We start from the raw sequence: 14,886 nt of genomic DNA, 5'->3' as shown, positions 1-14,886 counted from the left end.
TTCGCGACTAAGATGCTCATGCATCGTTTGCTGATTGCATCGATGACAACGAAGTAACCTTAAATTTGCCATGCCTTTACTCCTTTTGACAGATCGAGAACTCAACGTAAGAACAGACATTCAGGGTTGAAGAATTTGGCATAAAGGTATATCGATTAATTATTAATCAGCAATCTGTAATTTTACGTAATGCGTGCTTTCTCTCTTGAATCGGTAAAATTAACGAGAGAGAAAGCCGCTTTGAACGAGTTGGCAAATTAGTTATCCATATTCGGGTTGACTGCCCAGCCGCCCGAGTGATTTATGTTGAGGGCATCGTCAGTATCGCAGAAACAACAAAGGCGACTAACTCGTCGCCTTTGTGAATTCAAAATGGACTAAATATATTGATTAAGCCCTTGTGCGAGACGGGTAACAGCTTCGGTTAGCTCGGCTTCTGTTGCATTGGTGAAGTTCAAACGCAGGGCAGCGCGTGCTTGCTCTGGTTGAGGGTAAAATACTGGGCTTGGCACGACCGCGACTCCATTAGAGAGCAGTGATTTTGCAAGTTCAAACGTGTCGCAGGCTGGAATTTCTACCCATACAAACATACCGCCGTCTACTGGATACGCTTTGCAACTGTTTGGCAATTGCGTTTGCAGTTGCTCAATCATCACGTTGTAGCGTGCTTGGTAAAGCGAGCAGATACGTTCCATATGTTGAGGAAAATCCTCATGCTCCAATAGGCCTAACAGCAGCGCTTGCATCGGTACACTCGAGTGCAAATCGGCGCCTTGTTTCACTTTTATCAGTGGCGCGATAAAGCTGCTTTTACCACTTACCGCACCCAAGCGAAGACCCGGCGACGCAATCTTTGAGAATGAACGCAAGACAATCGAATCGTTCGGGCAGAAGTCAGACACCAATGGTAGCGCTTCACCGCTAAAACGCAGTTCACGGTATGGTGCATCTTCGATAAATGCTACTTGGTATTGAATACAAAGTTCGGCGACTTTTTTACGTGTTTCCAGTGACCAACAAACGCCAGTTGGGTTATGGAAATCAGGCACGGCGTAGAACATTTTTGGATTGTGAGCCTTAAAGCACGCTTCAAGCGCTGTAAGGTCAGGGCCAAATTCGCATTGAGGAACGGTCTCAATTTTTGCTTGCACCAAACCAAATACTTGCATTGCACCAAGGTAGCTTGGCGCTTCCATGACCACGACATCATTGGGGTCAATATAAGCGCGGGCAATCAAATCAAGCCCTTGCTGTGAACCTGTTGAGATCATCACGCTGTGCGTTTCTGGTAATGCGAAACGTTCGGTAAGGTGCTTAATCAGTGGCGCATATCCAGCTGTTGAATCGTATTGAAATACGCGTGGCATTTCTGTCAGTTTGGCCAACGTTGGCGCCATCAAATCAATTGGAAAGGTTTGTTCATCTGGCAATCCACCTGCAAGAGAGATAACGCTCGGATCGCTCGCAGCGGCGAGAATTTCACGAATGTAGGAGGAGGGAATACGGCGAAGTGATTGCGAGATTTCCATGTGTTGTGTTTGTCCTGTCATTATATTCTTGCTTCGATATTACATGGCAACGCTCAAATTTTAGTTGTCCATTTATGCTATAAAAGATGTCCAAATATGCTATTTTGAATCTTGGATTCGGTACGAGCATCAATTAAGCCTGCTTTGCCGTTATGGCTATATTGCGAGTGAAGATTATGGACAAACTATCTCGTCAGCATGTATCACGTATCAATGATGCACTTTTTCATATTCATAAAGACATTACGCAAGATCTCCCGGCTAAATTATTAGCTGATGTCGCCGCGTATTCTGAGCAGCATTTTCATCGGGTTTTCAAACACGTTGTGGGTGAACCTGTACATTCCTATGTGCGTCGAGTTCGAATGGAGTACGCAGCCAACCAGCTGATGTTTGATGTACATACTTCAGTGGTCGATGTGGCAAACAAATGTGGCTTTAACTCGGTTTCGTCATTTAGCCGTGCGTTTAAGGCGACCTTTGCTATGTCACCGGGTGAGTGGCGTAATCCAATTAGACATAGCGCCGAAAAGCCCTATTTAAAAGACCCAGAAATTGCAGCGGCCTATTTGCGCGTCGCTGAGCGGAATCTACCAGAGCCTTTGGTGATAGATGTGCCAACTCGTTCGGTGGCTTATGTCCGTCATCAAGGTTATGGTCGTTCGATTGCCAAAGCATGGTTATTGCTAAAAGCTTGGGCGGAAACAGAGCAGCGTGACTTTTCACTGCAATTTGGTTTGCATCACTCTAACCCTGCCTGGGTTGAGCTGGATAAGTGTCGTTATGTAGCGTGTATTGCCATTGATAAGCCGGTGCAACGTCGCAGCGTGGTGAATCAAATGACGGTTCCGGGCGGTCTACATGCAGTGTTTCGTTTAACGGGAGTGTATGGTGAGTTGCTGCCTCAACTGAGTATGATTTTAGAGCGTTGGTTACCTCAATCTGGGTTTAAGCAACGGTCAACACCCGCGTATGTGCAGTACCATCGTAATCATTTTCTTAATAACGATGAGCAGTTTGAGCTCGATTTTTATCTGCCAGTGAGTTTTGATTAGCCAGCGATAAAGAAAAAGGCCCTTACTTGTAAGGCAGTGGAGAACAAGTAAAGGCCCATTATTTGGTTACGTTGCTTTTAAGTCACTTGAACATATCTGTCGACTCAAATTGCAGAATTCTTGATTTGCTCAGTCAGCTCTCAGCTGTTAAACAAATGCTTAGCATGGAAACGCAGATGCTCTTCGATAAAGCTCGAGATAAAGTAATAGCTATGGTCATAACCCGGTTGCATGCGCAGGGTTAGATCGCTGTCATGCATCTGTGCTGCATTCACTAACGCTTCCGGTTTTAGCTGCTCGTGTAAGAAGCTATCCGCATCACCTTGATCAACCAAAATTGGCAGCGGAGAACGACCTTGTTTTAGTAACTCACTGGCGTCGTATTGTTTCCAATCTTCGATGGAGTTACCTAGGTAGGCGCCAAATGCTTTTTGTCCCCAAGGGCAATGTCTTGGGTTACTAATCGGGCTAAATGCCGAAATTGAACGATAGTTAGCGCTATTTTTCAAACCAATCACCAAAGCGCCATGGCCGCCCATGCTGTGGCCGAAAATGCTTTTCACACCAGAAACAGGGAAGTTTGCTTCGATCAGTTGTGGTAGCTCCTCCACAATGTAGTCATACATGTGGTAGTGCTTAGACCAAGGAGCTTGGGTTGCATTCACGTAGAAGCCCGCGCCTTGCCCCAAATCGTAGTTGTCGTCATCAGCAACGTTTTCACCGCGTGGGCTGGTGTCTGGAGCGATGATGGCAACGCCAAGCTCTGCTGCGACGCGAAATGCCCCTGCTTTTTGCATAAAGTTTTCATCGGTACAAGTTAGACCCGATAACCAGTAAACCGCTGGGACAGGGTTACTTGGTGTTGCATTTGGCGGTAAAAAAATCGCAAAGCGCATAGCGCAATTTAGACTGGTTGCTTGATGTGAGTACTGCTTATGCCAGCCACCAAATACTTTTGCTTGGCTGAGGTTTTCGATGGTCATGGATAATCTCTCGGTCGGTTGTTAGCGTTGAACGTTATTATGATAAGCCCCCTAGGCTAGGCCTAGAGAGCTTGATACTTAAGGTTAAGCGATGATTATTTATCCATATGAAGAACAGTACGGATAGACTCACCTTTGTGCATTAGTTCAAATGCTTCGTTTACGTCTTGTAGACCCATGGTGTGAGTGATGAACTCTTGAAGACCAAATTCACCTGCCATGTAACGTTCTACGATTTCTGGTAGCTCAGAGCGGCCTTTAACGCCACCGAATGCGCTACCACGCCATACACGACCAGTCACTAGTTGGAATGGACGAGTTGAGATCTCTTGGCCAGCACCGGCTACACCGATGATTACCGATTCGCCCCAACCTTTGTGACAGCACTCTAGTGCTTGACGCATCACGTTAACGTTACCGATACATTCAAATGAGTATTCAACACCACCGTCAGTCATCTCCACGATTACGTCTTGGATTGGTTTGTCAAATTTCATTGGGTTGATGCAGTCAGTTGCGCCAAGTTGTTTTGCAAGTTCAAATTTGCTTTCGTTGATATCAACACCGATGATGCGGTTTGCACCAGCCATACGAGCACCGATGATTGCAGATAGACCGATACCACCTAAGCCGAATACCGCAACGTTGTCGCCTTTTTCAACTTTAGCAGTGTTAAGAACTGCGCCCATACCAGTGGTTACGCCACAACCTAGTAAACAAACTTCTTCTAGTGGTGCTTCTTTATTAACTTTCGCCAGTGAGATTTCTGGAAGTACAGTGTACTCAGAGAAAGTAGAACAACCCATGTAGTGGAAAATAGTTTCGCCGTTAATAGAGAAGCGGCTAGTACCATCAGGCATTAGACCTTTACCTTGAGTTTCACGAACCGCTTGGCATAGGTTAGTTTTACCTGATTTACAGAATTTACATTCGCCACATTCAGCAGTGTAAAGTGGAATAACGTGGTCACCTACTTCGACGCTAGTTACGCCTTCGCCAACCATTTCAACAATACCGCCACCTTCGTGACCTAGGATTGAAGGGAAGATACCTTCTGGATCGTCACCTGATAGCGTGAATGCGTCAGTGTGACAAACACCCGTCGCGACGATGCGAACAAGCACTTCACCCGCTTTTGGAAGTTGTACATCCACTTCTTCCATTTTTAGCGGTTCGCCAGCTTTCCAAGCAACCATAGCTTTTGATTTAATGTGAGTTTGACCTGGTTTGATTTCAAGCGCCATTGCGTTTTCCTTTTTAGTGTTACCTGCCTTGAGGCAGACAGCGAATATTGTATTAAAGGTAGTTGAGGATTTGCTGTGTTGCTGCCTCAACAAGATGGTGCCTATTTTAGGTATTTCATTTCAGATGATAATCCCGCTATCATGTAAATGATTTTTACGTATTTGCAATAATGAGAGTGAACGATGGCGAGTTGGGAAGGGGTCAGTGAGTTTGTTGCCGTGGCAGAAAGTGCCAGTTTTACCGGAGCAGCGAAGAAACTCAGTACATCTGTTGCGCAAGTGAGTCGCCGTGTATCGGCGTTGGAAGAGCGAATTGCGGTCAAACTTTTTAACCGCACGACACGCAAAGTGACATTGACTGAGGCAGGGCAAGTGTATTTCGAGCAATGTAAATTGCTGGTGGAAGGGCTAGAGCTTGCCGAACTCGCCGTGACGGATTTGCAGGCTGTGCCAAAAGGAAAGATCAAAATCACAGCACCAGTTACCTACGGTGAAATGCACGTTGCACCACTATTGAATCAATTTCTTTCCCACTACCCACAAATTGATCTTGAACTGGAACTGACCAACCAAACGGTTGATTTGATTGAAGCGGGGTTTGATGTGGCGATTCGCCTTGGTCGATTGAGAGATTCGACACTGGTTGCGAAACGACTTGGCTCACGCCAGCTCTATGTTTGTGCGAGCCCTGACTATATACAAAAATACGGTGCCCCTCACAGCCTGTCAGAATTAGGTCATCATCAGTGTTTAGTCAGTAATATGGCGCACTGGCGTTTTAGACAAAAAGGTAGTGAAAAATCGGTGCGAGTGAGTGGCCGAATAAAATCGAACTCAGGATTTGCGCTGTTGGACGCTGCTAAGCGTGGTTTAGGATTGATCCAACTGCCGGACTATTATGTGCAAAGTGGTTTGGATAGCGGTGAGTTAGTGGAAGTGCTTCAGGAATTTCGCGATGAACGTGAAGGAATTTGGGCGTTGTATCCGCAAAACCGTAATCTATCGCCAAAAGTCAGATTACTTGTCGATTTCCTTGCCGAGCAAATGGCTGAGTAGCAAGACGCTCAATAAATACCAACAACCTCCCACACGACTTGCCGTGTTGGGAGGTTTTCTTCAAACACTTGGATTTTCTTTTTGCACTTATAAGCCGTAAAAGAACTTAGTCGTTTTCTTGTGCGTCTTGCTGTTTGATCACTTTATGGCCATCTTCTGCAACGCCTTGTTTCCAGTAGCTGCTGATGTAGATGTAGTCTCGGTCAATGTTCTTTTCGTTACGCAGGTATTGGCGCAGACCGCGCATTGAGTCGAACTCACACGCTACCCAAGCTGATGCTTGACCGTCCAACCAAGGCAGAGATCGGACTGCCTGTGATAACTCTTCAGTAACCCAATGGACCTCGATACCGACAGGAGCATCCAAAGGTTGAATGTCATCTTCACTGATGACCTGAATAACCACATAACCTTTCGCATCAGCAGGCAGTTGTTTTACTTTTACTGATAGCGCAGGTAGCGCCGTCATGTCAGCCGCTAACGCAAACCAATCTGCATTGTGGTTTAGGTTTGAGATTGAGCCTGGACCACGAATTTCAATGGTGTCGCCAATGTGAGCATTCATTGCCCAACGTGATGCAAAGCCGCATTGGTTGTCTTCGGTAATATGGCGCACAAAATCCACCTCAATCGCATTTTCTTCTGCCATAAAGCGACGAATAGTGTAGGTGCGCATAGTTGGGCGTTGACCTTCAGGAACGGAAGATAGGTCTGTTTCACCTAACTCATTAAACAGCAGTTTGATGTACCCGCCTTCACAATCAGCAGGGAAGGTAGACAAAATGTCACCTTGTAGAACAAGGCGCTGCATATTTGGCGTGATAGTTTGGGTACTAGTTACACGAACTAGATGAGAAATGTTTGCTTGCATGGGGTACTCGATAACTATTCTTCTTCTCATTTAGAGTATCACCTTGCTTGCCGACTCCCCAGCATCTTTAAACTAATTTACATTCGTCGTGTTTGTATCAGCAAACTATGTGCACATTTCAACGCCCACCACGAGCCGATTGAGGTCATGGTTGTGACATCGTCACTGCAAGGCGAATGCAGCTAATGTCATAAAAATAAAACAAAAGTGTAGTTTTAGTGAAATAATAATAATTATCATTTGCAATAAATTTGTAATATTTTATTGTTAGATTGCTTACAGTTCAATTGCGGGCATATAGCTCAAGTTAATCTAATAGGAAATTAAAATGAAATATACAGCAGTGACACTCGCGGTTTTGGCCGGTTTAACATCAGGCTCGGCATTAGCAGCTAAAGTGTATAGTGCAGATGGTACAGAGCTAAAAGTTGGCGGTCGTGTTGAATTTCGTGGTGATTTTATTGGCGATGATGGTGCTGAAATTGAAGGTACTATGGCTGATAGCACACGAGCTCGTGTTAACCTCAAAGGTAAATCTCAAATCACGGATTCTTTGACAGCATTTGGCGTGTATGAAGCTGAGCAAGATACGGGTTCTAACGAGTTTGAAAACCGTTACATGTATGCGGGTATTGAAGGAGCGTTCGGTGTGGTGTCATTTGGTCGTCAGGATATGGCATCAGTGATTGTTTCAGATTTCACGGATATCACGGAATTCTCAGGCGTTCAGCAAGTTATCGATACGGCAAGTGATAAAGAAGATAGTGTATTTTCTTATGCGTATGAAGCCGATGCCCTTGTTGTTCAAGCAACCTATCAAGCGCAAAGTGCAGAAGATACTGATGGTTACAGCTTAGCAGGTGTCTACTCAGCACCGTTTGGTCTTGATGTTGGCCTCGCCTTTTCAGGTGGTGATTTAGGAAAAAATGCAGGCAGTGAGTCTGAAGTCCTATTTGGTCTTGGCTTTAGCATTGAAAATTTATACTTAGGTGCAACCTATTCACAGGGTGATTTCAATGACAAAGCAACGGGTGTGGCTGCAAAAGAATTCGAAGCGATGGAGTTTGTTGCTGAGTACCAAGTAACCGATGCTGTTACAGCAGCGGCTCTTTATACCAAGCTTGAAAGCGAAGCGGGTAATGGTAGTAAGTCTGACGAGACTGAAGGTGTCGAACTTGTTGGTTACTACCAATTTAATTCTCATTTCCGTACCTATGTTTCTTACTACATCAATGGACTTGATGAGGTGAAAACGGCAGGCGTAGTGACTCAAGGTGAAGATACATTGCGTTTAGGTGTGCGTTACGACTTCTAAGTCGATTCTACATCGAATATAAAAACAGCAACTCATAGAGTTGCTGTTTTTCGTTATGAAATTTGAAAGGGCAGTGGAATGATTCGTTGACTTAACTTAGCCAAAAATCATGGTGTAAAGGAAGCCTGCGCCAATTGCCATACCCAGAATAACTACCAAGAATGCGGCAATCATTTGGTTTTTAAAGATTGATTTTAGCAAAATCACTTCGGTTAAACTTGCGCCAGCACTACCAATGATCAGTGCCATTACTGAACCCAATGCCATCCCTTTTTGTACAAGTGCAGCACTCAATGGAATCACAGCCTCAGCACGAATATATAGTGGAATACCAATTACTGCTGCCACTGGAATTGCGTACCATTTACCGGCACCTGCGTATTCTGCAATTAAATCCGTAGGGATAAAGCCGTAGATAAATGAACCAATCGCAATACCAAGCATTAGGTAAGGAAGCACTTGTTTAAAGTCTTTCCATGTTGATAGCCAAATACGCATCCAACGGCTTGGTTGTTTGGTTTCTATCATGGTTGCCGTCGCACTACCATCTGTTGAACAACAAGACACTTTTACTTCTGGTTCAGGTTGTTTTGTACAGCAGCTCGTTACAGGTGCTGGCTCTTCTTTGGTGCAGCAGCTGGTCGCAGCAGCCACCGGCTCTGGTTTACTACAACATGAAGTTGCTTCTACAGCTGGTTTACTTTCTCCACAGCTCGAGCCAGTTGAACAACTAGACGTACCGGTAGACTCATAAGCTTCAGGCTTTACATAACGCTCAAAGCCTAGTTTCTCAAGCACAAAGCCAGCAATAACAGAAACAGTCAGTGCAATCGCAAAGTAGAACAACGCCACTTGCCAACCGAAGGTTACGACGAACAAGCCAATAATCACTGGGTTTAGTAGTGGACTAGCGAATAAGAATACCATCATCGGTCCAAAGCCTGCTCGAGCGCGCAATAGACCTTTTAAGAAAGGAATGGTTGAGCACGAACAAAACGGCGTAATAGAACCTAACAATGCAGCCACAAAATAACCTTTACCGTTACGAGAACTTAAGATCGATTGGATCTTCTCTGGGGTAAGGAACTCTTGCAGTACACCGACAATGTAGCTGATAGCAAGAAATAGGATGATAAGTTCGACTGCCAAAAATGCGAACATATCTAGAGCATCGCGTGCCATGGTGATCAATTCATTACTCATAGGAGCCTCAGAATGTGTTTAATTTCTAAGTTTCTCGAATTATAGAAATGTTTTCGTTTGGGTCAATGTTTATTTCGGTAAATATCGAAATAAATTTGCAAGGTGTTTAAGAACAATAGGTTATGGATATGTATTTGTCGGGTTACATGTGAAGACAAGCGAAAGATTGCATTTTTCCATATTTCGATTAACTTGGAAATATATAGAGAATTGGAGATAACCATGGAACTTGAATCTGTCGCTAAAGCGCTGAAAGAGTTAGGGCACCCAACACGCTTATCTATTTACAAAAGTGTTGTAAAAGCCGGCCATCAAGGCATCGCGGTCGGTGGTTTACAAGAACAGCTTGATATTCCGGGCTCTACGCTTTCACATCATATTGCCAGTTTGGCATCTGCAGGTTTGATCAGTCAGCGAAGGGAAGGGCGCACTTTGTTTTGCGTTGCTGAATACCAATGCCTAGAGGGCGTTATTGGCTTCCTGCAAGCGGAATGTTGCGCGGATGAGCAGTGCTAGTAAGACGATGACGCTAGAGCAGGTGTGGCGCGAATATCAACATTCGTTAAATGCGTTCCTTCATAGTAAGGTGGCAAATGAAGCGGATGTTGAAGATTTGCAGCAAGAAATCTTAATTAAGACTTATCAAAATTTAGGAGAGGTGCACAATCAAGCCAGCGTTAAAGCTTGGTTGTTTCAGTTAGCCAACCACACCATTATTGATTTTTATCGTAAGCGCGCACGTGCTCGACGTGATGGAAAGCTGCAAGCAGAAGATTTGTGGTTTGAGCAAGAAACGCGTGATGTACAACAAGAGTTTGAACAGTGTTTAGCACCTTTCATCCAAGCCTTACCGAAGGACAGCGCTGACTTACTTAATACGGTGGAATTGGAAGGGGTTAGTCAAAAGCAGTTGGCTGAGCAACAAAATATCAGTTATTCAACATTAAAATCACGGGTACAAAAAGGACGAAGTGAACTAAGGAAGCTATTCGAAGAGTGTTGTGATTTAACCCTCGATAAACGCGGCAACGTGATAGATTATCAGCCGAGGGGTCAAGGCTGTTCGGGGTGCTCTAATAAATGAAAGCCAGTCAGCAGAACTGACTGGCATAGAGTAAATATTTTGACTTGGTTATTTGTAAATGGTTACTGCCAACCAATGACGATGTTTTGAAGTAGAATATTTGTTCTTCTTTGCCGTCACCTCCACGGCGATAAATATTAAAGTCCGCTGTAAATGTCGTTGGTATTTCGGACGCTTTGTTTGTTAGCTGTAGTTCCTTTTCATGCAGTGCTATACCATCTAACTTTGCGGGATTCGGCTTAAAGTACGGTTGGCCATCCAAAATGTAAGCAAGCTTACCTACGCCCGCATCATTAAATGAAATCGTCTGTTTTGTTGTATGCCACTCACTAACCACTAATCGAGTATTGTCACCATCTAACCAACCTAAATCTTTGTGTGGTGCATTGGTGAAGTTAGTGGAGATACGACTGTATTTGTTTGTTGAGTATTGCATTTTCATCCATACGCTAGTGCCATTCTTGGTGGTAATGTACGGAACATAAATTTCGTCATGGTTATTTGCTTGATACAACGCTTTATCATATTTGAAATCGTATGCAAAACATGCACTTTTTGGTGTTGGAACACTAACTGGAAAATCAATTTGGAAATTCGTCCCATTATCTGCAACATTGCCCTTAGCGTTCGCAGGATATTTAACCGCTAACAGATACTCACCAGCTCGTTCTACAACACTCATGTTGTTTCGAACGACGCTCCAAGTTGATAGGCCATTTTTTTTGTCACCAAGTTGCTGAGCGATTCCATCGACCAGAGCTTGGCCAGTAACATCAACCAGTTTTGAAAGATCCAATGTGCGTGAGTTTTCACCTGTTGGACTACATGCATTGGCGTCAAATCAGGATCTGGCTCTGTTGGGACATCAGGTAAAGTTACAACTTCATCCCCACGCGATGGTTGATCTCGAATAATGACAGCTTGTTCCAACAGAGATTCTGGTTTATCTGAGCTGTGTTTGTAATGGCGATAAAACTCAAACAGAACATTTAAATTGTAATTATGTTTCGCATCGATTTGATTACGATTGACCACAGCAACTGAGTTTGGTGTAACAACGTCATTGTTACTCAATACTTCCAGTGAGCCATTTGAATTAGGTACATTGACTACAAAATCATTGGCTTTAAGTTTTGTCTGGATGAGATTCCATTCGTTATAGTTTGGTCGAATATCTTTATTCAGAGACACTTCTAAAGGCGCATCGGCAAACTCTCCGCCAGTCGCATCAACAAATTGAGCTTTGAGATTTCCATAACGATCGGTTGAGAACTTATAGGTAAAACCTGCACCATTCGTTGTTGCTTCATTGATAACAGCAGGATTACCACTAGTAAATCCGCCAAAATAAATATAGTCAGGTGATTTGGTGACATGATTGTAGCCAATAGGCGTCAGTAGTTTATAGCGATACGCTAGTGTCGCATTACGAACTAATCCATTCGGCAATGTAATTAAGAGACTAAACCCGTTGATTACATTGTTCCCATCAGCTGGCTTACCCAAAGCGCCTGCGTCAATTGTCGCTTTAAGTACATATTTACCATCTTCATCTTGAACAACTTGAAGGTTAGAGGTGTCCCAAGGGTTGTCTACATTGCCTAAGCCCCAATTGGGTGTCACTGTAAATTGACCGGTTATTGAAGGATTGCCATTCAATGTTCCATTGAGTAGATCTTGTATACCAATCACGAGATCGTTATCTACTTTACCGGCTAACGAATCCAAGGGAATCTGCGTTACATTCGTGTAATCGGTCAGATCCGGCTGGGCTTCTGGGTCAGGCACTGGTGGTGCTGTCGGTAACTGTACATCTTCACCACTCCAAGCAATTACAATGTCTCTAATCTGAATCGCTTGGTTGAGTAGCCTGTCTGAAGGCGTGCTACTTGGTTTATAGTGACGGAAAAATTCAAACAATACATCCAAATCGTAACTATGCTCAGTGTCTATCTGTCTGCGCTGATTGACGATTTTTGAGTTTGGTAAAATTTCTTTGTTATTTTGAATGATTTCTAACGATCCATCATCTGTTGAAGTATTGTTGAGATAAGTATTGGTATATAAGTGTGTTTGGATTAAGTTCCAGTCGTGATAAGTCGGCTTTACGGTTGTACCTGCAGTGAAGGGTGAGTTGAAGAATTGACCACCTACATTCGGTGTTGCATCAACGAACTTACTAATCAAATTGCCATAAAGATCCGTAGAGAATTTATAGGTAAACCCTGTCCCACTTGCTGAAGGACTATTCGAGATTGCTGGTTGACCACTGTTGAATCCGCCCAGAAAAATATAATCTGCCGATTTGCTCTTATCCGCCGCGTTACCAATTGGTTTGACAAATTTGTAGCGGTAAGCAAACGTCGCATTACGTACTTGCCCATTAGGTAGCTTAATAGAAAAACCAAAACCATTGTTTTGACCAACTGAAGTTGGTTTACCAACCATACCCGCATCAATGAGCGATTCTAAATAGACTTTTCCTTTCGCATCTTTAGAGACAACTAAGTTGTTTGCCCCCCAAGCTGAAACGATCTCAAATTTTGCAGAAGCATCAGAAATATTGGCATTCAATTGATTTTCTAACGCTGTAATTAGTGCATCACCCTTTAGACCAAGTGCAAGCGCTTTTAGATTTACGTTTGCTTGGTATTGGTAACCATTGAGGTCTGGCTGGATCTCTGGTGGCAATTCAACGATATTATCATTCCAAGCAACCACGAGATCTCGCAGTTGAATGGTTTGCTCTAAGAGCTTCTCTTCGCCATCAAGCTTATTTTTGAAGTGACGAAAAAACTCAAAGTTGACGCTCAAATCATAGTTATGAGTTGCATCAATTTGAATACGATCGCGAATATCCAGTTTATTTGATTTCACCAAATCACCATTTGAGAAAAGATCAATAAACCCGTTTGCATGCGGAGTATCCACGTTAAAATCGTTGGTTGTTAGCTTCATTTGAAGTAAATCCCACTTGCCTGATTTCACAGCAACGCGGTCTTCACCCAGAAATAACAGCTTGTTATAGAAATCACCTGTCGATGTATCTGCAAAATAGCTATTTAAAGTACGATCTCGGGTGGTAGAAAACTTATAGGAAAAACCAGAGCCTGCTGCCGCAACACCATTCGATATGCTTGGCTGTCCACTTGCTAAACCGCCCATAAATATATAATCAGGAGATTGCTGATCCGCAGTGCCTAATGGCGTCGTATATTTATAGCGATACGCCAATGTGGCATTGCGTACTAAACCATTGGGTAGTTTGATTGAGAAACCAAAACCGTTTTTTAACGAACTGGCGCTATCTGGTATTCCTACGACGCCAGCATCAACTTTTGTTTCTAAATACACTTTACCTTTCGTATCACGCGCGACGACTAAGTTGTCACTTCCCCATGTCGAAACGATGGAAAACTGATTCACAGATCCATTTGGTAAGTTGCTATTAAGTTGTTGCTCTAATGCGGTGATAAGTGCCGACCCTGTTAATCCGGTCTCTAACTTATCAAGTTGTAACAAGGCACTGTGGTCATAGCCACTTAAGTCTGGTTGCAACTCAGCTGGTAATTGAGCGTTTGCATCTTCCCATGCAACGGTTAAATCTCTAATCTGCAGCGTTTGAGCGCGTAGGCGTTCATCGGCATCGATTTTGTTTTTGTGGTGACGGTAAAACTCAAACAGTACATTTAAATCATAGTCATGGGTTGCATCTATTTGCACACGGTTATTGATAGTTGATTGGTTTGGTTTGACCTGCTCACCATTGTAGAACAGAGTAACAGAGCCATTTTCATTTGGTGTTCTATCTGAAAAATTGTTCACTGCAAGATTCATTTGCAGCAAGTTCCACTTGGTTGGTTGAACATACACTTTTGTATCGTCGAAATTGAGTGGTTTATTGAAATGTTCACTGTCTTTCGCATCGACAAAATAGGTATTAATCGTTTTATCTCGAGTGGTTGAGAATTTATATGTAAAGCCTGAGCCAGGAGATGTCGGCTTATTGATCACATCCGGGTTACCACTGGTGAAGCCACCCATAAAAATGTAGTCAGCCGATTGTCCCGCTTCCAGGCCAAGCGGTGTAGAGAGTTTATAGCGGTAAGATAAAATCACATTTTTCAGTAAGCCATTAGGCAGTTCAATGGTAAAACCAAAACCGTTATTGTTACCGCTAATAACATCTTGTTTGCCGTAAACGCGGGCATCCATTTTAGTCTCTAGATAAGAGATACCGTTGTTGTCTTGCTTTGCGATTAAATTTTCTGTGCCCCAAGCAGAAACGATTTTGAATCTACCAACATTGGCACGAGTTGTTAGGCCTGCGTTAAGTTGACTTTCGATCCCGCTGATTAGCTCGTCGCCACTTTGGCCAACTAAGGCAGATAGATTGATGGTGGTTTTTTTGTGTCCTGCTGGAATGACGGCACTTTCACTATTTGGGGTGGCCGGTTTATCACCACTCTCATTTCCACACCCAACCAAAGCAAGCGATAGGCTAGCAGCTAATAAGTGTTTAGCGTTTATATTTATAATACTCATA

12 protein-coding genes are annotated in these 14,886 nt (G+C 43.6%); 5 read left to right on the top strand and 7 right to left on the bottom strand.

Features of this window, described 5'->3' with window-relative positions:
* Nucleotides 1-377: 377 nt before the first annotated feature.
* A complete protein-coding gene (locus Vt282_RS18670; protein ID WP_162064571.1) occupies nucleotides 378-1,529 on the bottom strand; it encodes an aminotransferase-like domain-containing protein in 1,152 nt (383 codons plus the stop codon).
* A gap of 176 nt (nucleotides 1,530-1,705) precedes the next feature.
* On the opposite strand from Vt282_RS18670, the gene Vt282_RS18665 reads away from it, so the two are divergent.
* Complete coding sequence (locus tag Vt282_RS18665; RefSeq protein WP_162048412.1) at nucleotides 1,706-2,584, top strand: AraC family transcriptional regulator; 879 nt, start codon at nucleotides 1,706-1,708, stop codon at nucleotides 2,582-2,584.
* A gap of 140 nt (nucleotides 2,585-2,724) precedes the next feature.
* Here Vt282_RS18665 and fghA read toward each other — a convergent pair whose 3' ends face one another.
* Together fghA and Vt282_RS18655 are read right to left on the bottom strand one after the other, a co-directional pair.
* Entirely contained in the window at nucleotides 2,725-3,567 is an 843-nt protein-coding gene (gene fghA, locus Vt282_RS18660; protein WP_162048411.1) for an S-formylglutathione hydrolase, read from the bottom strand.
* Nucleotides 3,568-3,662: 95 nt separating this feature from the next.
* Entirely contained in the window at nucleotides 3,663-4,811 is a 1,149-nt protein-coding gene (locus Vt282_RS18655) for an S-(hydroxymethyl)glutathione dehydrogenase/class III alcohol dehydrogenase (protein ID WP_162048410.1), read from the bottom strand.
* 183 nt (nucleotides 4,812-4,994) lie between these two features.
* On the opposite strand from Vt282_RS18655, the gene Vt282_RS18650 reads away from it, so the two are divergent.
* A complete protein-coding gene (locus Vt282_RS18650) occupies nucleotides 4,995-5,867 on the top strand; it encodes a LysR substrate-binding domain-containing protein (RefSeq protein WP_162048409.1) in 873 nt (290 codons plus the stop codon).
* Nucleotides 5,868-5,973: 106 nt separating this feature from the next.
* Here the strand turns inward: Vt282_RS18650 and Vt282_RS18645 are convergent, their stop codons facing one another.
* The gene (locus Vt282_RS18645; RefSeq protein ID WP_162064363.1) at nucleotides 5,974-6,738 is read right to left on the bottom strand and encodes a siderophore-interacting protein; all 765 of its coding nucleotides are present in this window, start codon (nucleotides 6,736-6,738) and stop codon (nucleotides 5,974-5,976) included.
* A 328-nt stretch (nucleotides 6,739-7,066) separates the two neighbouring features.
* Here Vt282_RS18645 and Vt282_RS18640 point away from each other — a divergent pair, with 328 nt between their 5' ends.
* Nucleotides 7,067-8,053, top strand: a complete 987-nt coding sequence (locus Vt282_RS18640; protein WP_162064362.1) for a porin — start codon at nucleotides 7,067-7,069, stop codon at nucleotides 8,051-8,053.
* A 96-nt stretch (nucleotides 8,054-8,149) separates the two neighbouring features.
* On the opposite strand, the gene Vt282_RS18635 is transcribed toward Vt282_RS18640, so the two are convergent.
* Nucleotides 8,150-9,256: a permease gene (locus Vt282_RS18635; RefSeq protein ID WP_162064361.1), complete on the bottom strand. Its 1,107-nt coding sequence runs from the start codon at nucleotides 9,254-9,256 to the stop codon at nucleotides 8,150-8,152.
* Nucleotides 9,257-9,478: 222 nt separating this feature from the next.
* Between Vt282_RS18635 and Vt282_RS18630 the strand changes: the two genes are divergently transcribed.
* Nucleotides 9,479-9,772, top strand: coding sequence for an ArsR/SmtB family transcription factor (locus Vt282_RS18630; protein WP_162048405.1), 294 nt, complete (start codon nucleotides 9,479-9,481; stop codon nucleotides 9,770-9,772).
* A complete protein-coding gene (gene sigZ / locus Vt282_RS18625) occupies nucleotides 9,759-10,340 on the top strand; it encodes an RNA polymerase sigma factor SigZ (RefSeq protein WP_162064360.1) in 582 nt (193 codons plus the stop codon). The genes Vt282_RS18630 and sigZ overlap by 14 nt, the downstream gene beginning before the upstream one ends.
* A gap of 7 nt (nucleotides 10,341-10,347) precedes the next feature.
* On the opposite strand, the gene Vt282_RS18620 is transcribed toward sigZ, so the two are convergent.
* Entirely contained in the window at nucleotides 10,348-11,022 is a 675-nt protein-coding gene (locus Vt282_RS18620) for a hypothetical protein (protein WP_162064359.1), read from the bottom strand.
* Nucleotides 11,019-14,885: a hypothetical protein gene (locus tag Vt282_RS18615; RefSeq protein WP_162064358.1), complete on the bottom strand. Its 3,867-nt coding sequence runs from the start codon at nucleotides 14,883-14,885 to the stop codon at nucleotides 11,019-11,021. Before Vt282_RS18615 ends, Vt282_RS18620 begins: the two co-directional genes overlap by 4 nt.
* Between the last annotated feature and the right edge of the window lies 1 nt (nucleotide 14,886).

The organism is Vibrio taketomensis (assembly GCF_009938165.1).
Taxonomy (GTDB): domain Bacteria; phylum Pseudomonadota; class Gammaproteobacteria; order Enterobacterales; family Vibrionaceae; genus Vibrio; species Vibrio taketomensis.
This window is presented reverse-complemented; position numbering and strand designations above follow the sequence as displayed.